Here is a 20,992-nt window from a genome sequence, read left to right as displayed (position 1 = left end):
CTTTTGTTGATTGTAAACAACGATTTTTTGGAATTACTGTTCTTGACTGTGAACCTTTACAGTATGTGTAGTTTTGTTTTTTCCATGAGAATAAATTATTCCTCTTAAAGGCGAACAATCGTTATAGTCTTTACCATGACAAACTTTAATATGGTTTGTGTTTGCCAAAACATTATTAGTGGGGTCAAAACCTTTCCATCCAATCTGTGGAATATAACACTCTGCCCAAGCATGCATTTGAGAATCACCTAAAAGGCCATGTGCTTGATTCAAGTATCCAGACACATATCTTGTTGGTATACCATTCTGTCTTGCTATAGCACAGAATAAATGTGTAAAATCTTGGCAAACCCCTTGCTTGGTTGATATTATGTCAGTCAATTTTGAATCAACTTTAGTAACACCAGCTTTGAATTGAAAATTGTTAAACGTCCATTTGTTTAACTCTTGTAGATTTTCGAAAATCGTATTCGATAAATTAAAATGAAATATCGAGTCTAAGTCGTTTGGTAACTTGGTTAGTACTGTACTTCTTAAAAATGCTTCGAAATTAATTTTAAAGGTTAACTCTTTGATTTCTTTATATGCCAAAGAATCATTTATGTCTAAAGGAAAATTAAAGGGATCTATATGGTCTTTTATAAAACTAAACTGTGCTTCAAAATTTATTTTTTTGAATTTTTTCTTAGGATGAACACGTATAGTTTTAAAACCATATCCGTTTATTGAAAAGTCATTTACAGCAAATAATGAATTAGAAAATTCAACATCGATATGATGCTGGGTATTATTTTCCATAGGAATGATCAGAAATTGCCAATAGGCATTATTTACCCAATTCTCATACGTATTTTCTGTACTATAAGTTATTTTATATTGGTTTGGCATAGTAATCAAAGATACCCCTAATAAATGGTCTTAATAGCTAAAAAACTCTTCATCAACTTTGTTGCTTATTTGGACTAGGCTATCTAAAATATCTTCAATAAATGATTTAATATCCTTTTCTATTTCTTCAACATATTTAAACTCATATTCTGCTCTGACCCTGCCAATTAAGAATGCGGTTGAATCATTGTTATATCGTTTTTCAGGGTTAAGCATTCTTACATGCTCGTTTACTTGATTTAATGAATTCATAACTGACCGAGGGCAATTAGGATTTAAAATCAAAAATTCTAGGGTAGTTATACTAGTAGGTGTTTTTTTATAAAATCTACGCATCATATCATATGATTCTGCACATTTTAAGAGTGTTGTCCATTCAAAACTTTTACTGAATTTATCACCATGACTTCCTTGAGATAAAAGAGCATCGTTGTATTTAGAATTTATCATTCGGGTAATTTGCGTAGCCCGCTCAATATTTACGCCCATCATAATAATTGCATAGACAGAATCATGCAATAACGTCCCTCTTATTTTACCACGTAATATTGCTGTCATTTCTGCTATATTACTTGTAAAGTCATGAAGCCCATTCTTTACAAAAACTTCTTTTGGGTAATTAAGTACAAAATGATAAAATTTATTAATTGCCTCGTATAGCTCTGTAGATATTAAATCTCGAGCACTATTTGCATTTTCCCTAGCTAGTTTTACTGTGCTTATAATCGAAAAAGGATTATTAGGGTCTAAACCGATACTGTATAACACATCTTGTTCTTTCAAAAATTTACTTTCATCTTCCTCGGGGTCGCCGAGCATGAACAGCATTGATCTTAAAACAAACTGTCTATCTTGTGATTTTATATTAGGCGCGTCTAATGATGAAAAATAGTTCACGTTTAAATAACGTGCTACATGTTCTGAACGTTCAATATAACGTCCCATCCAGAATAAATTATTGGCTACTCTTGCTAGCATATTTATTTAATTATTTTTTTAATACCCATGTATCTTTTGAACCACCACCTTGAGAAGAATTTACTATTAAATTTCCTCTTTTTAATGCTACTCTAGTTAATCCTCCTTTTAAAACAAATTCTTTGTCCTTACCCATAACGGTATATGTTCGTAAATCTACATGGCGTTGTTCAAAAGATTCAGTTTCATCTATGTAAGTAGGGTGAACGCTTAATGACATAATTGGCTGTGCCACATACTTTCTAGGGTTCTCCTTTATTTCTACTTTTACTTTTTCAATCTCTGCTTTTGTTAATTTATTACCTATAGATATACCGTAACCACCTGCCTCATCAACTGGCTTTATAACTAGTTCATGAATATGTTCTAGTACATATTTCAACTCATCTGGTCTACTGCAATGATAGGTGTGAACATTATTAAGTATTGGTTCTTCGTCTAAGTAATATTTAATAATTTGTGGCATGTACGTATACACAGCTTTGTCATCGGCGACACCAGTTCCTGGGGCATTTGCTAAGGTGACGTTTCCTTTTTTATAAGCAGCAAACAATCCTGGTACACCAAGAGCTGAATCTGGTCTAAATTCTAAAGGGTCAATAAATTGGTCATCTATTCGTCTGTAGATGACATCAACCTTCTCAGGTCCTTTTATGGTTTTCATATAAACAAAATCGTTCTCTACAAATAAATCACGACCTTCTACTAATTCAACACCCATTGTTTTTGCTAAGTACGAATGCTCATAAAATGCAGAGTTGTACATGCCAGGTGTAATTACAACAACATTTGGTACATCTACACCTTTTGGTTTTACTGATTCAAGAAGGTCTAATAGATTTTCTGCGTAATTAGTAACTGAATGGGTTTGGTAGTGATTAAAAACTCCAAAAAGAGCTTTTTTAAGGGCTGTACGGTTACATATTACATAACTAACACCAGATGGGCATCTAATATTATCTTCTAATACATAATATTTGCCATCATTATGTTTAATTATATCAATACCAGAAATATGATTATAAATACCACCTGGAGGATTTATGCCGTTCATCTGATCTAAGTAGTTAGCAGATGAAGTAATTAATTCTAATGGAACAATTTTATCTTTTAGTATTTTTTTATCATGATAGATATCCCATAAAAACAAATTTAAGGCCTTACTTCTTTGTATGGATCCACGCTCTATAATATCCCATTCTTTATGATCAATTATACGAGGAAATAAATCAAAGGGGAATATTTTCTCTTGTACATCGTTATCGCCATAAACTTGAAATGTAATTCCTTGATTAAAAAAAGAAGATTTTGCCTTAGAATTTAAATTGACATAATCACTTATCGTATGTTCTCCATAAATTTCGAAAAGCTTTTGGTAGATTTCTTTTACTTTTCCTTGTTTATCATATATTTCATCATACAAATCTGGGTTTCTTTGATAAGAAGAGAATATTTGATTTTCAATGTTGGCCATAGATATTGTTTTTGTAAAAGGTACATGATAAAACACAATAAACAAATGACATTTTTATAATAATCGATAGTTTTTTTCTTTATTCTGTAATAATTCGACAGCTTTTTTAACAAGTACAGTATTTATAATTTAGTTTACTCTACATGTTTTTCATTCGTAAGTTTTTCTATACTTTTAAACAAAACTAATAAGAGAATGAGAAAGAATTATATGCTTCTGTTTGGGTTGATAATACTATCCTTTAATATGTTATCAGCACAGTTTAGTGATCAAAAGAAAAAATTTGTCAAGTACGAAGGTCTTTATGATTTTTATTATGATGGCGATAGCGACAAAATTTATTTAGAAGTCGATAATTTAGATGAAGAATTTTTATATGTCTACTCATTAAGTAGTGGTATCGGTAGTAATGATATTGGTTTAGATCGTGGTCAATTAGGAGATGAGCAAGTAGTATTTTTTAAGAAAGCTGGTAACAAACTATTGTTGGTTCAGCCGAATATGAAATATAGGGCGATTACCGATAATGAATTAGAGCGTAAATCTGTAGAACAGGCATTTGCTAAATCAGTTTTATTCGGTTTTCCTATTGTAGAAGAGAAAGGCGGTACGTATGTTATTGATATTACCGATTTTCTAATGCAAGATGCTCACGGTGTTTCTAACCGTTTAAAAAGAACAGAGCAAGGTTCGTATAGCCTAGATAAATCTAAAAGTGCATTTGCTCTTGATAGAACCAAAGCTTTTCCTAAAAATGTGGAGTTTGATGTTACCATGACTTTTAAGGGTGAAGCAAAAGGAGCTTATATAAGAAGTGTAGCCCCAAATGCTAATTTGGTTACCGTGGCAGAACACCATTCTTTTATAGAGTTGCCAGATGATAAATATGAAAAACGTGTGTTTGACCCAAGATCAGGTTCTTCTCCTTTTAATTATTATGATTATGCGACTCCCGTTGAGTCAAACATTTTAAAGCAATTTATAAGAAGACACCGTTTAGAGAAAAAAGATCCTACAGCTTCAGTTAGTGAAGCGGTTGAGCCAATTATTTATTATTTAGATAATGGTACGCCAGAACCCGTACGTTCTGCACTTTTAGAAGGTGGTCGTTGGTGGAACCAAGCTTTTGAGGCAATAGGCTATAAAGATGCCTTTCAATTAAAAATGTTACCAGGCGATGCTGATCCTTTAGATGTTCGATATAATGTTATTCAATGGGTGCACCGTTCAACCAGAGGGTGGAGCTATGGTAGTAGTATTACAGATCCTAGAACTGGCGAGATCATGAAAGGTCATGTAAGTTTAGGAAGTTTAAGAATTCGTCAAGATTTCTTAATTGCCCAAGCATTAATGAACAAGCCTTTTGCTGAGCGAGATGATAACTACCAGCCAATGTTAGAAATGGCCATTGCGCGTATTCGTCAGCTGTCAGCTCATGAAATTGGTCATACTTTAGGATTTGCGCATAATTATGCGGCAAGTACAACTAACAAGGCATCTGTTATGGATTATCCTCATCCGCAGTTTTCATTAATTGATGGTAAAGTTGATTTTGCAAAAGCCTATGAAGTTGGAATAGGGGATTGGGATAAGGTAACAGTAGCTTATTCGTATCAGAACTTTAATGAAGATGAAAATGAAAAAGATGGTCTAAACAAAATTTTAGATAAAGCCAAGGCAGACGGACTCCGTTATATTACCGATCAAGATGCACGACCACAAGGTAGTGCTCATGTATTGGCTCATTTATGGGATAATGGAACTGATGTTAGTAAAGAATTAGATGATATGTTGAAGCTGCGAAAAGTGGCTATAGCTAATTTTTCTGCGGATAATATTCAAGATGGTACTCCATATTCAGTTTTAGAAGATGTATTTGTGCCGTTATACTTTTTTCATAGATACCAAACGGAAGGTGTTGCTAAAGTTATTGGCGGATTAGAATATAACTATGCTATAAAAGGTGACGGACAAGAAGTTGTTGCTATTGCAGATAAAGCAATGCAAGAAGAAGCATTGAAAGTTGTTTTAAAAACTTTAGATGCCAGTGAGATCTCTATACCTAAAGATAAGTTAAGCTTGTTTCCGCCACGTGCCTTTGGTACGCCAAGAACAAGAGAATCTATTAATGGTAAAACGGGTGTTTCTTTTGATGCATTGTCAGCTGTTGAAACTGCATCGGATATGACACTGAAGTTTTTGTTACATCCAGAGAAAGCATCAAGACTAATTCAGCAAAAAGCAATTGATACAGATAATGTTGGTTTAGATGAGGTTTTAGATAAATTGATTGCAGCGACTATTAATAAGAAGCAGAAAGATGCTTATTTGAGCGAAGCCCAGACCACCATTAATTTTAGAGTGTTATTTCATCTTATGAATTTGGCGGGTCATGCAAATGTGCATCCACAAGTAAATGCGATAGCAGCTCAAAAATTAAAAGAGTTGAGTTTTCAATTTGTTAAAGATTCTGAGTCAAATGCAATTAGTGCAGAAATGGTCAAGAGAATTAAAACATTTAGTGAGCATCCAGAATTGTTCAAAGTGATACCTTCGCTTAAGATTCCTGATGGTTCGCCTATTGGAATGAGTTGTTTTCATTAATTCAATTTTTATAGTTTATTTATGATAATTAATCTTATCAGTGATACGGTAACTAAGCCTACGCAAGGTATGTTAGATGCTATGATGTCTGCAGCAGTTGGTGACGATGTATTTAAAGAAGACCCAACTGTAAACGCTTTGGAGGAAAAAGCTGCTAAACTTTTTGGAATGGAATCTGCGTTGTTTTTTCCTAGTGGTACTATGACGAACCAGACTGCCATAAAATTACATACACAACCAGGCGAACAATTGATATGTGACAAATATGCTCATGTGTATAATTATGAAGGTGGCGGTGTAAGTTTTAATAGTGGTGTCTCATGTAGGTTGGTCGATGGTGATAGAGGTACCATGACGGCTGCTCAGGTTGAGTCGGTTATTAATCCGCCAGATTTTTATCATAGTCCGCTTTCAACATTAGTATGTGTTGAGAATACCGCAAATAAAGGTGGTGGTACTTGTTGGGATTTTCAAGAGCTTCAGAAAATAAGAAAAGTCTGCGATGATTATAAATTAGGATATCACTTAGATGGTGCCCGTTTATGGAATGCCATGGTAGAAAAGAATGAAACGGCATTACAATATGGTCGGTTATTCGATACTATAAGTGTCTGCTTAAGTAAAGGCTTGGGTTGCCCGGTCGGATCTTTGTTGTTGGGCACAAAAGAACATATGCATAAGGCGCTACGAATTCGTAAAATTTTTGGTGGTGGTATGCGCCAGTCTGGCTTTTTGGCTGCCGCAGCAATATATGCTTTAGATAATAATGTCGATAGATTGGCAGAAGATCATAAAAAGGCAAAAGAGATTGGAAATGTATTAGCATCAAAATCTTTCATAAAAAAGGTTGAGCCTATAGAGACAAATATTGTCATTTTTGAAATAGATGAATCTTATATGACCAGTGATCAATTTGTAAATACCTTAAAAGAAAAAGATATTTTAATCATTGGCATGGGTCAAGGTAAATTGAGAATGGTGACCCATTTAGATTACACAGATAACATGCACGATGAATTATTAAAGCAATTGGCTACTATTTAATACCTAAGTCAATACTGTTAGAAATATTCAATATTCCATTTTCCATACCGGCTTCAGAGGAGTAAAGTCCGCTGGAGCCGATTATTTTTCCTGTAGAATTTTTTAATTCCACCAAAAATTTCCCATCGGTATTTGTTCTGCGTTCAAAAAATTTACCGTTCGCGTTTTTCAGCGCTTTTATATCTTTTAAAGTGTTATCTAATTCGTTCTCAGTATAGAACGATACACTCTTTAATAGGGTGTTACCATTATCAGACTTTAAAATGAACTGATAAAACCCGTCTTCCTTTTTGTTAATTTTAATCATATGACTAAAGATAAATAATATTTTCTCTGCTTTTTAGTGACTTTCTAAATAATAGTGTGTCTTAATTATTGAGGCGTTAACCCAGTCGGTTTCAAATTAGAGTTCGACACTAAAATGAAACGACTAAACAGGAAACCTCAGATAAATAATTTCAAATAACCAATTATTAATTTTAAACACTATCAAAATGAAAAAAGTATTATTTCTAGCAGTTGCATTTTCAGCTTCTTTTGCAATGGCACAAGATTTGCCGTCAAATCCAGAACCTGGTAAATGTTATGTTCGTTGTACAACTCCAGATGTTTATGTAAACGAGTCATCAACAATTACAACAAATCCGTCTTACAAGATTTTAAAAACGGTTCCTGCTACATTCAAAACAATTACAGAACGTGTATTAGTGAGAGAAGAAGAAAAAGTACTAACAGTAGTTCCTGCTAAGTGGGGAACAGAAACTGTAACGTATGTATCTAAAGGAGGTGGAAATTCTTTACAGGTGATCCCTGCTTCTTTTTCTCCTAGCACACAAACATTAGAAATAAAGCCAGCCTATGCACAATGGGAATTAGGAGTTGCTGCTCCTGATTGTGAGTCAGGTAATCCTGATGATTGTAGATACTGGTGTTACAAAGGGTATCCTGCACAATTTGAGACAGTTTCAACTCAAGTTCTTGCAAATGCTGCTTCTACTACAAGTTCTCCATTAGGTTCTAAAAATGGATCTTATACTAAATCAGTATTAATTTCTCCTGCACAAGTTGTTGAGAAAATTATTCCTGCAGAGTACAGAGAAATTACTAAAACAGTTTTAGATAAAGATGCTTATACAGTTGAAGAATTGATTCCTGCTAAGACTACTACTATCTCTAAAGAGGTTTTAAAAGAAAAAGGTGGATTGACTACTTGGAAAGAAGTAGAATGTGCATTAGTTGAGTACCAAGCTTTACCTATTAACTGGGAATCTGGTAGCGCAACATTAACTTCTGAAGCAAAAAGTATTATCGATAACAGATTATTACCTGTATTAGCTCAAAACCCTGGTGTTAAAGTTGAATTAGCTTCTCATACAGATTCTCAAGGTGGAGCTGCATCTAACCAAAACCTTTCTGAAAGAAGAGCTAAGGCGGTTGCAGATTACTTAATCACTAAAGGTGTTAACTCTAGTCTTTTAGTAGCTAATGGTTACGGTGAAACTAAATTATTAAACAGATGTAGCGATGGTGTTTCTTGTACTGCAAGAGAGCACGCAGCTAACAGAAGAACTCAATTTAGATTAATTAATAACTAGTAAATAGGTTATTTAGTGAAAAAGGGCTTACGTAAAGTAAGCCCTTTTTTTATGCTTAAAACTTACTGCTTTTTATATCTAATCAGTTCTGTTAAGAGTATATATCTTGCGTAGCTATGTTTAATATTGATGCTACAAGATATAATAGGGGTTGTTGCTAATCTTATAGAGAGATAAACTATTCTTCTTCTAATTTCTACTAAGCAATTGCTGATCTTGCTTTTAACCTTATATGAATTTAGCTTTAAATGGGGTAAAGTGTTACGGGTGCTAATGAAGGTAGTTGTTAAAGAGTATGGGTATTACTGCTGAGGTTATCTATTTAACTGTAGATGTTAGTTATGTAAATACCATGTATTATTTAATTTTAATTACACATAAGTATATAAAAATAAAAAGGGCTTACATGATGTAAGCCCTTTTTATATATTGGTAATTATTTAAAATTATTTGTTCTTTTCTAAAAGCTTAAGATGAGAATCTATAACACCGTTCATGCTATAACCAGATAATTTATCTAATTCATTTCCTTTGGCATCTATAACCTTAAACATCGGAAATACTTTTTTCTTATTTAATTTGGTCAACAATTCTTTGTTGTGAACCATTTGCTTCTCTGATATTAAATCTCTATTTCTAGGAACATCAATATATAGAAGTATGTAATTATTTGATAATTCTTGAAATTCGTTAGTATCGAATAAATCGGTCTTTAACATTTTGCAAGGCGGGCACCAGTCGCTACCTGTAAAATATACTAGTACATTTTTATGTTGCTTTTTCGCTTTTGAAATAGCAGAATCATAATTGGTAAGCCATTTAGAATCATCTACACTATTAAAATCTGCTTGTGCAGAAGCCACTAGTGGAATCATGAATAATAATATTATATACTTCATAATTAATATTTAAAAGGTTAACTACAAATAACTTGCCAATCTTACTTAAATAACGAATCCATGCCAGGAATATTGGGCATTCCGTCCTTAGCAACAGCTGCTAATTCGGTTTCGTTAACGTTAGTTGCATTTTTTATAGCCTTGTTTAAAGTTAGTATTAAATAATCTTCTAATTGCTCTTTGTCTTGCAAAAGACTGTCATCTATTACGATTTTCTTAATTTCTCGGTTCGCAGTTATGATAACTGATATTGTACCGTCACTAGATTTTTCTTCTAATGTTACGGTGTCTAATCTTTTTTTAGTTTCTTCTACTTTTTTTTGGGTCTCTTTAAGTTTTCCCATCATACCCATCATATCTCCAAACATAATATCATTATTAGATTTAGGTTGTAAAAGTACTAAAAATAGGAGTATTTCAGTTTTTCAAGCTAATAAAACGGGGGTCTATGAATTAGTCTTATTTTTGCCATCTTATTTAATAAAGAAGTTCATATGACTCTTAAGCATCCGCCAAAGGCGAAAAAAATTCCCAAAGAATTAGTTAAACATGATGATGTTCGTTTAGATAATTATTATTGGCTAAATGATAAGGAGAATAAAGATGTTATTTCATATTTAGAGGCAGAGAATACGTATTACGATTCTTTAACAAAGCATACCAAAGATTTTCAAGAGTCTCTATTTCAAGAAATGAAGGGTAGAATTAAAGAAGACGATTCTTCCGTGCCTTATAAACTAAATGAATATTGGTACAGCACCCGTTACGTAATAGGAGGGGAATACCCTTTGTATTCTAGATTTAAGGAAAATTTAGAGGCTGCCGAAGAAATTATATTCAACTGTAATGATATGGCAAAAGGTCATGATTATTTTAGTCTTGGGGGTATAGCTATTAGTCCTGATAATAAAATGGCGGCTTTTGGGGTAGATACGGTATCTAGAAGGCAGTATACACTTCAGATAAAAAATCTTGAAACAGGGCTGATTTTAGATGATAAAATAGAGAATACAACTGGTGGTGGTGTTTGGACAAATGATAACCAAACGCTGTTTTATACGCGTAAAGACCCTGTTACGCTGCGTTCTGATAAAATTTACAAACATAAACTAGGTACACCTACATCTGAAGATGTTTTAATTTTTCATGAAGAGGACGATACGTTTAGCACATTCGTATACCGAACCAAATCTAAAAAGTATTTGGTAATAGGCTCATTTAGTACTTTGACTTCTGAATTTCAAATTCTTTCTACGGATAATCCTGATGGGGAGTTTGAAGTATTCTCACCTAGAGAAAGAGGGTTAGAATATACTATTTTTCATTATGAGGATAGCTTCTATATTTTAACGAATAAGGATAAAGCAGAGAATTTTAAGCTGATGCGTACTTCTGAAGAGAAAACTAGTTCTGAGCATTGGCAAGAATTTATTGCCCACCGTGAAGAGGTTCTCTTAGAGGACATCGATATTTTTAAAGAATACTATGTGCTTTCTGAACGTGAAAACGGACTTAATAAAATTCGAATTATTAAGTGGGACGGTACTGGAGAGTACTTTTTACCTTTTAAAAGTGAAACATACACAGCTTATGTAGGTAGTAATCCTGATTTTGATACGGAGATTTTGAGATACTCCTATAACTCTATGTCAACACCAAGTTCTGTTATTGATTTTAATATGAGAACTAAGGCAAAGGAAATCAAAAAAGAACAAGAGGTGCTTGGTGGTCTGTTCGATAAAGATAATTATAAAGAAGAGCGTTTATGGGCAACCGCAAGAGATGGTGTAAAAGTACCAATGTCACTTGTGTACAGAAAAGATATTGTTTTAGATGAAAACACACCTATTTTGCAATATGCATATGGATCGTACGGTTCAACCATTGACCCTTATTTTTCTACCGTTAGGTTGAGTTTGCTAGATCGCGGATTTGTATTTGCCATTGCTCATATTAGAGGAGGAGAATATTTAGGGCGCAGATGGTATGAGACTGGGAAGTTGTTGCAAAAGAAAAACACGTTCACAGATTTTATCGATTGTTCTAAATTTTTAATTGCGAAAAAAATGACAAGTGCCAGTCATTTATATGCTATGGGCGGTTCTGCTGGTGGTTTATTAATGGGGGCAATCATAAATAGGCAACCAGATATTTATAACGGGGTTATTGCCGCTGTACCTTTTGTAGATGTTGTGACAACTATGTTAGATGATTCTATACCACTTACTACGGGCGAATATGATGAGTGGGGTAACCCGAACGAAAAGGACTATTACGATTATATGAAATCGTATTCTCCTTATGATAATGTTATTGCTCAAGAATACCCGAATATGTTGGTGACAACAGGGTTGCATGATTCTCAAGTTCAGTATTTTGAACCTGCAAAATGGGTTGCTAAGCTAAGAGAGTTAAAAACTGATAACCATATATTGTTAATGAATACCAACATGGAAGCAGGTCATGGCGGTGCATCAGGTAGGTTTGAGTCTTTACGTGAGGTGGCTAAGGAATATGCATTTCTTTTAGATTTAGAGGGAAAAATCGCATAGTGGAAAAAAATCAGTAAATTTGCCTCAGAAATTTTAACAAATTTCGTTCATATATTAATTAAACATTGATATCCCCCTTATGAAAAATGAGATCAGGGCTTACAACAATATTTTAGAACTTGTAGGTAATACACCACTAGTTAAATTAAATAGAATAGCAGAAAATCTTACCGGTAATTTTTACGCGAAGGTAGAAGCATTCAATCCAGGTCACTCTTCTAAAGATAGAATTGCGATTCATATTATTGAGCAGGCAGAGAAGGCAGGTATACTTACCGAAGGCAGTACAATAATAGAGACAACTTCAGGTAATACTGGTTTTAGTATTGCAATGGCAAGTATCATTAAAGGGTACGATTGTATACTAGCAGTTAGTTCTAAATCATCTCCAGATAAAATAGATATGCTTCGTTCTATGGGCGCAAAGGTATATGTATGTCCGGCGCATGTTAGTGCAGATGATCCGAGGTCGTACTACGAAGTGGCTAAAAGATTGCACAAAGAAACTAAAGGGTCCATATACATTAATCAGTATTTTAATAAACTGAATATGGAAGCGCATTATAAATCTACTGGCCCTGAGATTTGGGAACAAACTGGCGGACAAATAACGCACCTTATTGCGTGTAGCGGTACAGGTGGTACTATTTCTGGTACAGCTCGTTTCTTAAAAGAACAAAATCCGAATATCAAAGTTATAGGTGTTGATGCTTTTGGTTCTGTATTAAAGAAATATCACGAAACAGGTAAATTAGATACTAACGAAATCTATCCGTATAGAATAGAAGGTTTGGGTAAAAATCTTATTCCCGGTGCTACAGATTTTACTGCTATAGATGAATTTATTAAAGTAACCGATGCTGAAAGTGCACATACGGCTAGAGAAATTTCTAGAACAGAAGGTATTTTTGTTGGGTATACTAGCGGTGCGGTAATGCAAGCTATTAAGCAACTTGATGAACTAAATACATTTGACGAAAATAGCAACGTAGTTTGTATTTTTCCTGATCATGGTTCTCGCTATATGAGTAAAATATATAGTGATCAGTGGATGGAAGATCAAGGATTCTTGAATACTGAAACAGTTGAAGAGGCACAAGAGATTCAATATATAAAGTAAATTTTATACAATAGAGTATTAAATAAAAAGTGGGTTTATAGCCCACTTTTTTGCATTATAAATAATTTATGAATTTTTATCAAAATTATTTACTTTTACAGACAGATCCAAATTAAACAATGAAAGACTTATTTGAAAGAATTTTAGCGAATAAAGGCCCTTTAGGTAAATGGGCTTCACAAGCAGAGGGATACTTTGTTTTTCCAAAATTAGAAGGTCCTATTTCTAATAGAATGAAATTTCAGGGGAAAGATGTTATCACCTGGAGTATCAATGATTATTTAGGCTTGGCAAATCTTCCTGAAATTAAAAAAATTGATGGCGAGGCTGCTGCCGAATATGGTGCTGCTTACCCAATGGGAGCTAGGATGATGAGTGGTCATACCGAGTTTCATGAGCAACTAGAGCAAGAATGTGCTGCATTTGTTCAAAAAGAGGCTGCATATTTATTAAACTTCGGTTATCAGGGGATCATGTCGTGTATTGATGCTTTGGTGGGTAAAGATGATATTATCGTTTATGACGTAGATTCTCATGCATGTATTATTGATGGTGTACGTCTTCATATGGGAAAACGTTTTACGTTTAAACATAACGATGTTGAGAGTTTAGAGTTGAACTTGGTACGCGCTACTAAAATGGCAGAACAAACAGGTGGAGGGATTTTAGTTATTTCCGAAGGTGTTTTTGGAATGCGTGGGGAGCAAGGAAAATTAAAAGAAATTGTTGCACTTAAGAAAAAGTACAATTTCCGATTATTGGTTGATGATGCACATGGTTTTGGTACTTTAGGTAAGACAGGTGCAGGAGCAGGCGAGGAGCAAGGTGTTCAAGATGATATTGATGTGTATTTTGCAACGTTTGCTAAATCAATGGCAAGTATTGGTGCTTTCTTAGCGGCAGATCAAGGTATAATTGATTATTTGAAATATAATTTGCGTTCACAAATGTTCGCTAAATCATTACCAATGGTTTATGTAAAAGGAGCATTAAAGCGATTAGATATGCTACGTACGCAACCAGAGCTTAAAACTAAACTTTGGGAAAATGTAAATGCATTACAAAACGGATTAAAAGAAAATGGTTTTGATATTGGTTCAACTACTAGTTGTGTAACACCAGTTTACCTTAATGGAAGTATTCCTGAAGCAATGGCGTTAGTCAAAGATTTACGTGAAAATCACGGTATCTTCTGTTCCATTGTTGTTTACCCGGTAATACCTAAAGGATTAATTCTTTTACGTTTAATACCAACAGCTTCACATACATTACAAGATGTAGAAGAGACGCTAACAGCTTTCTCTGCAATTCGTGAGCGTTTAGAAAATGGTACTTACAAAAGATTGTCTGCAGCAGTAGCTGCCGCAATGGGAGAATAATAGCTCATTAAATTATATTAAAAAAGCCCGAAATCATTTGATTTCGGGCTTTTTACTTTTGTCTATTTTTAGAGAGATTTTCTATACGTTCTTCTACGTTTATACACTACTGGATCAAAATGTTTCCACATTTGCTTGATAGCCAAGTTTTCTTCCAATTCGGGAGTTCTGTAGCACATATCAATACCTTTCTCATTAAATGTTTTGTGATATTCGTTGAATATAACAGCTGTAACCCCTTTGTTTTGATATTCGGGATCTATGCCTATTAAATAGAAAATAACGTCTTTACTGTTCTTCTTAGCCTTTAGTAAATGGAACAAGCCAAACGGAAATAACTTTCCCTTCGCTTTTTGTAGTGCTTCTGAAAATGATGGCATTACAATCGCAAAGGCAATTAATTTATCATCTTTATCTTTAACAAATTTTATATATTCAGGATTTATAAAGCTGATGTATTTTTTCTTGAAGTATGCTTTCTGTATTTCTGTAATTGGTACAAATGAAGAAAGGTTGGCGTACGTTGCATTAAAGAGGTCGAACATTTCGTCTGCCATAGGCATCACCTCTTTTGTCTTGGTAAAATTTACTTCTTTTAATCCGTAGCGTTTTTTTACTAAGTCATTCAGTCTGGTAAACAAAGCCGGATCTGCATTTTTAGCGGGAAACTTATTTTCCATGTATTCCTTTTCTTTTACAAAGCCTAAATTTTCGTAATGACTTTGATAGTAAGAATGGTTGTACCAAGTAATCATGGTGCCAATATGGTCAAAACCTTCTACTAGAACTCCAACCTTATCCAAGTTTGAGAATCCAACAGGGCCTTCCATGTATTCTAAATTGTGTTCTGTCCCTATTTCGGCAACTTTGTCTAAAAGTGCTTTTGAAACTGCTGGGTCATCAATAAAATCGAACCAGCCAAATCGCATTTTTTTTACGTTTTGTTGATTGATTTCTAGGTGATTGATCACTGCAGCTACACGACCTACAATTTTATCTCCGTCCTTCGCAAGAAAGAACCATGCTTCTGCATCTTTAAAAACCGGATTTTTATCTTTATCAAAGCTTTCCAGCTCATCATTGATAATGGGTGGCACCCAATATGTATTGTTTTTATATAGCGAAAACGGAAAAGTTACAAAGCGTTTTAAGTCTTGCTTTGTTTTAGCTTCATGTAGTGTGATCATTGAACTTCTTTAGAAGTGCCAATATTAGTGATATTAATCAACAAATTAAAGTGGTTGAGAATGAAAAATGGGGCAGAGTAGTGGTTCGTTAAAAGTCTATCTCGCTACTATCTTTCTTTTTCTTCTTTTCTGCTTTCTTTAATTTTTTTAGTTGCTTTTTAGAAGGTCCAAGGTCGATATCTTCTGCACCGCTTCCTTTTTCTTTGTTTTCCTTCTTTTTCTTTTTCATCGCTTTCTTATCAATAGCTCCGCCATTTTGGTCAGCGTCTTGATCTTCAATTGGTTTAAGCTTGTCTTTATGAAAATCCATTCTATACGAACCTCCTATTCCAAAGAATATGCGAGTTGGTGTATTTTTTAAACTAGCACCCATATTAAAATCTAACTGAAGATTTTCTTTAAGTAAATGTGCGATACCACCACGAATCAATAGATCTGAATAACGATCACTATCTATACCTTGGTGCTCAACAAACACACTCCATTTAGGGTTTCTAAAGGCGTGCGATAATGAAATTGTATAACTTAATTCTGGATCATCGGTGGTGATACGGTCATACGCCGTATTAGTAATCAGTACAAACCTAGGTGTTAATCTACTTTGAGTAGCTATCATACCTCGGTAAGATATTGTAGGTTCGCCAATGTAAAACGGATTGTCGCCTAGTACGAAGTTTGCAACACCGTAAAGTGAAACAGCAGGTAAAAGGTTCTTTAATTGAAATTTGTTATTTGCTCTCCAGCTATACAGATTTGGCTTATTTGCTTCAGGGTTTTTAAATGGATCATAAACAAGAAACTTTAATCCTAATCTATTTCTAGAAAAATCTCTACGCTTAGCAACCAAGTCGAAATTTAAGTAAGTAAGGTTTTGGTCTTGAAAAGTACCTTCGTAATTCAGTTCTAGTTTTTCAAATAGTAATCCGTATCTCAAAGAAATATCGGTTCCCCAAATATTAGATTCCGTATTTAATAGTGTATGGTCTTTCTGTTCGTAAAACAAGCCCATTTCTGCTTGTATCACGTTTTTACCAACAGCATAGGCACTTACTGAAACTCCAGGTCTATTAGAATTAATAACATCTGTGTATTGTGAAATACCTACAAATGGTAGAAGAAAAATGAAGCTTAATACGTATTGATATGATTTAGAGTAGGCAAAAAGACTATTCATGAACACGATTTTATAATTATTTTAATAGTATGATTCTTTATATACAACGTGATAATTGTATTTTTGATATATCTTAAGTAAGAATAAATGGCTTTTTTAAAAACTATATTAATTATTCTTTTGGTGTATTACTTGCTAAAATTTTTGGCGAAGTTATTTGCACCGAAAATATTGAACTACGCCGCTAAGAAAACCGAATCTCATTTTAGAGAAGCTTTTGATAATCAACGCCCTTTTAATCAAGAGGAAGAAGAAAGTGTTATTATCAATAAAAAACCATCTCGGAAAAAGAACGATTCTGAAAAAGTAGGTGAATACATTGACTTTGAAGAGCTAGACTAGTTATCTTTGTCAAAACACTACTTATTTAGCAAATGAAGCAAGGCTTAAAATTCTTTTTCATCCATTTTTTTGTTGTCGTATTTTTTATAATTGCTGCATTAGCATATTTCAGCCCGGTACTACAGGGTAAAGTAATGTACCAGCATGATATAGCCCAATATACGGGTATGGCAAAGGAACAGAACGATTTTAGAAAATCTAATGATCAAGAACCGTATTGGACAAATAGTGCATTCGGTGGTATGCCAACATATCAACTAGGAGCAAATTATCCACACAACTATATTAAAAAACTAGACCGTTTAATTCGGTTTTTACCAAGACCTGCAGATTACCTATTTCTGTATTTTATAGGTTTTTATATTCTTCTTTGTTGTCTAAAAGTAGATTATAGACTAGCTATTGTAGGTGCGTTGGCCTTTGGTTTTTCAACATACCTCATTATTATATTAGGTGCAGGGCATAATGCAAAGGCACATGCTGTTGCATATTTACCTGTGTTATTAGCAGGTATAGTTCTGGTGTTTAGAAAAAAATATCTCTGGGGCTTTGTTTTGACAGCGCTGGCTATGGCTCTTGAAATTACTGCCAACCACTATCAAATGACATATTATTTTATGTTACTGGTGCTTATTTTGGGCGTAGTGTATTTGGTGTATGCGATAAGAGACAAGCAGTTAAAACACTTCTTCGCATCTGTTGGTTTATTAGTATTAGCAGTTACATTAGGTATTGCTGCCAATGCTACAGGGTTAATGGCTACTAAAGAGTATGCCGATTGGAGTACACGGGGTAAAAGTGAATTGACTATAAACCCAGATGGTTCGCCAAAAGAAGATACTGGCGGATTAAGCAAAGCCTATATTACAAATTGGAGTTATGGTATTACAGAATCTTTAAACTTATTTGTGCCAAGACTTTTTGGTGGCGCAAGTCAAGAGAATTTGGGTGAGAACTCAAAATCTTATAATTATTTAATTGATAAGGGCTTGGCTAGATCAAGTGCATTAGATTTTGTTAGTGGTTTACCATTGTATTGGGGTGTACAACCCGGTACATCGGGTCCGGCATATTTAGGTGCTGTTATATTCTTTCTATTTATTTTAGGATTATTCTTGGTTAAAGGGAAGCATAAATGGTGGCTACTTTTTGGTTCACTTATGTCTTTAGTATTATCATGGGGTAAAAACTTTAGTTCGTTAACTGATTTCATGATAGATTATTTTCCTTTATATGATAAATTTAGGGCGGTATCGTCCATACAAATCGTATTAGAACTTTGTGTTCCGGTATTGGCAATTTTAGCTTTAAATAAATTATTTAAGGACAAAGTTCCGCAAGCGGATAAAATGAAATCTTTAACTATTGCAGCAGCAATTGTTTTAGGTCTAGGCGTTGTTTTATTCATGTTTAAAGGTGCTTTCCACTTTGTAGGTGTCAATGATGATAATTTGAGAATGACAGGTCTAGAAGAGTTGCCAGAAATGCTTCGTTTAGATCGTAAGAGTGTTTATACGAGCGATTTGTTACGCTCATTAGGTTTTGCACTAGGTACAGCGTTATTGATTTGGTTGTATTTAAAAGAGAAATTGAAAATGAACCTCTTGATAATTGCCATTGGTTTGTTGGTTGTGGTTGATTTAGTAGGTGTTGATTTACGATATGTAAATAATGACAATTTTGTGTCTAAACGTAAAATGTTAGAACCTTTTAAAGAAACTACAGCAGATAAAATAATTGCTAAGGATGACGGAGTATTCCGTGTTTTTGATCAAACCGACGGATTCGATTCTGCGAAAACAGCATATTTTCACCAAAGTATAACGGGCTACCACGCAGCCAAACCTGCCGGTATGCAAGACTTGTTTAATTTTCATGTGTACAATGGCAACTTGTCGGTTTTAAATATGATGAACATTAAATATGTTATCAGGCAAGATCAAGAGGGTAATGCTTTTCCTATTGAAAACCCCAATGCTAATGGTAATGCTTGGTTTGTTTCTCAATTACAATCTGTTGCAAATGCCAATGAAGAGATAATGGCTTTAGATAGTTTAGATACTAAGAATGTGGCGGTTGTTAATTCTTCTAAGTTTTCTGACATTTATCCATTGACTTATCAAGTAGATTCTACGGCGTCAATTGCTTTAATTGATAATGAGCCTAATCATTTGACATATACATCTAAGAATAGTAATGAAGGTGTTGCAGTATTTTCTGAGATGTATTACGAAAACGGATGGAATGCTTATATCGACGGAAAAGAAAGTGATTACTTCAAAGTTGATTACGTACTAAGAGCACTTAAAATTCCTTCAGGCGAACATAAGGTAGAATTTAAATTTGAGCCAGATGTTGTCGTAACAGGAAGTAAAATCACTTTAGCGAGTACTATTTTATTAGGACTGGTTATTGTTGGTGGATTTGGTTTTTCTTTTTGGAGATCTAAAAAAGAAGAGGAAGCATAATGAGAAAGGTGCTGGTCATTACTTATTATTGGCCACCTGCTGGCGGACCGGGAGTTCAACGTTGGCTAAAGTTTGTAAAATACTTTAGAGACTTTGGTGTCGAGCCGGTACTGTATATTCCTGAGAATCCTCATTATCCACTTTTAGATGAATCTTTTTTACAAGATATTCCCGATGATTTAAAAATCTATAAGCATCCTATAAAAGAACCATATCGCATTGCGGCCATATTTAGTAGTAAGAAAACAAAGCGTATTAGTTCTGGAATTATTCAAACTAAGAATCAATCTTTTTTAGAGAAAGCTCTTTTGTGGATTAGGGGTAATCTGTTTATACCTGATGCAAGAAAATTTTGGGTAAAACCTTCTGTTACTTTTTTAAAATATGTTTTAGAAAAAGAGGGTATAGATACTATAATTACTACTGGTCCTCCGCATAGTGTGCACCTAATTGGTTACTATTTAAAACAAACCATAACATTAAATTGGATTGCAGATTTTCGTGATCCATGGACAACTATAGGGTATCATAAAAAACTAAAATTGACATCATCTGCAGAAAAGAAGCATAAGCAGCTAGAGTCTGATGTTTTAAATACAGCGGATAAAATTATTGTAACCAGTAATACTACGAAACAAGAGTTTGAACAACTTACAAATAAACCAATCAAGGTCATTACGAACGGATTTGACGGTGATATAGTAGTAAGTGATACACTAGATACCAAATTTAGCATTTCTCACATAGGGTCATTGTTAAGTGGTAGAAACCCTAAGAACCTTTGGAAGGTATTGTCAGATTTAGTGAATGAAAATATTGATTTCAAGAATGCTTTGCAATTACACTTTATAGGTGTAGTCAGTGAAGAAATACTTGCATCACTCGCTGAATTAGGTTTGCAAGATTTTATTGAAATTGTAGGTTATGTTTCGCATCAAGAAGCGCTGGCTTACCAAAAGTCTTCGCAGGTTTTATTATTGGTAGAAATAGACTCTCAAGATACCATTGGTATCATACCTGGTAAGTTATTTGAATATATGGCGGCAAAGCGTCCTATTTTAGGTGTGGGACCTATAAATTGGGAAGTTGCGGGTATCGTTAATGAAACCGAAACAGGTAGAATATTTGACTATGCTGATGATATTGCGTTGAAAAATGTACTTTTAAGTTGGTTTCAAGATTTTCAGAAAGGAGAATTACAGATAAGTTCTGGTAGTATTGAGCAATACAGTAGAAGGGAACTCACCCGAAAATTAGTCGAATATATTTAATGGGTATCGTACTAAAA

17 protein-coding genes are annotated in these 20,992 nt (G+C 34.0%); 9 read left to right on the top strand and 8 right to left on the bottom strand.

Annotation, left to right across the window (positions count from 1 at the left end; genetic code table 11):
• Positions 1 to 33: 33 nt before the first annotated feature.
• Genes Q0871_RS13895 through Q0871_RS13885 form a run of 3 tightly spaced genes read right to left on the bottom strand, consistent with a single transcriptional unit; the run spans position 34 to position 3,340 of the window.
• A complete protein-coding gene (locus Q0871_RS13895) occupies positions 34 to 888 on the bottom strand; it encodes a transglutaminase family protein (protein WP_299324913.1) in 855 nt (284 codons plus the stop codon).
• 30 nt (positions 889 to 918) lie between these two features.
• On the bottom strand, positions 919 to 1,866 hold the full coding sequence (locus tag Q0871_RS13890) for an alpha-E domain-containing protein (protein ID WP_299324912.1): 948 nt from the start codon (positions 1,864 to 1,866) through the stop codon (positions 919 to 921).
• A 10-nt stretch (positions 1,867 to 1,876) separates the two neighbouring features.
• The gene (locus Q0871_RS13885) at positions 1,877 to 3,340 is read right to left on the bottom strand and encodes a circularly permuted type 2 ATP-grasp protein (protein ID WP_299324911.1); all 1,464 of its coding nucleotides are present in this window, start codon (positions 3,338 to 3,340) and stop codon (positions 1,877 to 1,879) included.
• A 195-nt stretch (positions 3,341 to 3,535) separates the two neighbouring features.
• On the opposite strand from Q0871_RS13885, the gene Q0871_RS13880 reads away from it, so the two are divergent.
• Positions 3,536 to 5,944 (top strand): zinc-dependent metalloprotease, encoded by a 2,409-nt coding sequence (locus tag Q0871_RS13880; protein ID WP_299324910.1) that lies wholly within the window; start codon positions 3,536 to 3,538, stop codon positions 5,942 to 5,944.
• Between the two features lie 21 nt (positions 5,945 to 5,965).
• Positions 5,966 to 6,988, top strand: a complete 1,023-nt coding sequence (locus tag Q0871_RS13875) for a low specificity L-threonine aldolase (RefSeq protein WP_299324907.1) — start codon at positions 5,966 to 5,968, stop codon at positions 6,986 to 6,988.
• On the opposite strand, the gene Q0871_RS13870 is transcribed toward Q0871_RS13875, so the two are convergent.
• A complete protein-coding gene (locus Q0871_RS13870; protein WP_299324904.1) occupies positions 6,981 to 7,295 on the bottom strand; it encodes a YegP family protein in 315 nt (104 codons plus the stop codon). The two genes, Q0871_RS13875 and Q0871_RS13870, sit on opposite strands and share 8 nt — an antisense overlap.
• A 187-nt stretch (positions 7,296 to 7,482) precedes the next feature.
• Between Q0871_RS13870 and Q0871_RS13865 the strand changes: the two genes are divergently transcribed.
• Complete coding sequence (locus Q0871_RS13865; protein WP_299324900.1) at positions 7,483 to 8,583, top strand: OmpA family protein; 1,101 nt, start codon at positions 7,483 to 7,485, stop codon at positions 8,581 to 8,583.
• A gap of 446 nt (positions 8,584 to 9,029) precedes the next feature.
• On the opposite strand, the gene Q0871_RS13860 is transcribed toward Q0871_RS13865, so the two are convergent.
• Together Q0871_RS13860 and Q0871_RS13855 are read right to left on the bottom strand one after the other, a co-directional pair.
• On the bottom strand, positions 9,030 to 9,482 hold the full coding sequence (locus Q0871_RS13860; protein WP_299324897.1) for a thioredoxin family protein: 453 nt from the start codon (positions 9,480 to 9,482) through the stop codon (positions 9,030 to 9,032).
• Positions 9,483 to 9,523: 41 nt separating this feature from the next.
• On the bottom strand, positions 9,524 to 9,850 hold the full coding sequence (locus Q0871_RS13855; protein ID WP_299324894.1) for a YbaB/EbfC family nucleoid-associated protein: 327 nt from the start codon (positions 9,848 to 9,850) through the stop codon (positions 9,524 to 9,526).
• A gap of 126 nt (positions 9,851 to 9,976) precedes the next feature.
• Here Q0871_RS13855 and Q0871_RS13850 point away from each other — a divergent pair, with 126 nt between their 5' ends.
• From Q0871_RS13850 to Q0871_RS13840, 3 genes are all read left to right on the top strand, one after another.
• The gene (locus Q0871_RS13850) at positions 9,977 to 12,034 is read left to right on the top strand and encodes a S9 family peptidase (protein WP_299324891.1); all 2,058 of its coding nucleotides are present in this window, start codon (positions 9,977 to 9,979) and stop codon (positions 12,032 to 12,034) included.
• A 79-nt stretch (positions 12,035 to 12,113) separates the two neighbouring features.
• Entirely contained in the window at positions 12,114 to 13,154 is a 1,041-nt protein-coding gene (locus tag Q0871_RS13845) for a PLP-dependent cysteine synthase family protein (RefSeq protein WP_299324888.1), read from the top strand.
• Positions 13,155 to 13,273: 119 nt separating this feature from the next.
• Complete coding sequence (locus Q0871_RS13840; protein WP_299324885.1) at positions 13,274 to 14,533, top strand: aminotransferase class I/II-fold pyridoxal phosphate-dependent enzyme; 1,260 nt, start codon at positions 13,274 to 13,276, stop codon at positions 14,531 to 14,533.
• A gap of 68 nt (positions 14,534 to 14,601) precedes the next feature.
• On the opposite strand, the gene Q0871_RS13835 is transcribed toward Q0871_RS13840, so the two are convergent.
• Both Q0871_RS13835 and Q0871_RS13830 read right to left on the bottom strand, forming a co-directional pair.
• Positions 14,602 to 15,720 carry a GTP cyclohydrolase gene (locus Q0871_RS13835; protein WP_299324883.1) on the bottom strand — a complete coding sequence of 373 codons (1,119 nt, stop codon included), beginning with the start codon at positions 15,718 to 15,720 and terminating at the stop codon, positions 14,602 to 14,604.
• Between the two features lie 88 nt (positions 15,721 to 15,808).
• Complete coding sequence (locus tag Q0871_RS13830; RefSeq protein ID WP_299324880.1) at positions 15,809 to 16,894, bottom strand: transporter; 1,086 nt, start codon at positions 16,892 to 16,894, stop codon at positions 15,809 to 15,811.
• Positions 16,895 to 16,981: 87 nt separating this feature from the next.
• On the opposite strand from Q0871_RS13830, the gene Q0871_RS13825 reads away from it, so the two are divergent.
• From Q0871_RS13825 to Q0871_RS13815, 3 genes are read left to right on the top strand one after another with little or no spacing between them, the layout of a single operon-like run.
• Positions 16,982 to 17,236: a DUF4834 domain-containing protein gene (locus Q0871_RS13825; protein WP_073246489.1), complete on the top strand. Its 255-nt coding sequence runs from the start codon at positions 16,982 to 16,984 to the stop codon at positions 17,234 to 17,236.
• Positions 17,237 to 17,268: 32 nt separating this feature from the next.
• The gene (locus Q0871_RS13820) at positions 17,269 to 19,704 is read left to right on the top strand and encodes a YfhO family protein (protein ID WP_299324872.1); all 2,436 of its coding nucleotides are present in this window, start codon (positions 17,269 to 17,271) and stop codon (positions 19,702 to 19,704) included.
• The gene (locus Q0871_RS13815; protein WP_299324869.1) at positions 19,704 to 20,975 is read left to right on the top strand and encodes a glycosyltransferase family 4 protein; all 1,272 of its coding nucleotides are present in this window, start codon (positions 19,704 to 19,706) and stop codon (positions 20,973 to 20,975) included. Before Q0871_RS13820 ends, Q0871_RS13815 begins: the two co-directional genes overlap by 1 nt.
• Positions 20,976 to 20,992: the final 17 nt, after the last annotated feature.

It is taken from the genome of uncultured Maribacter sp. (assembly GCF_947500985.1).
Lineage (GTDB): Bacteria > Bacteroidota > Bacteroidia > Flavobacteriales > Flavobacteriaceae > Maribacter.
The sequence above is the reverse complement of the archived record's forward strand: the minus strand, read 5'-3'. Positions and strand labels throughout refer to the sequence as shown.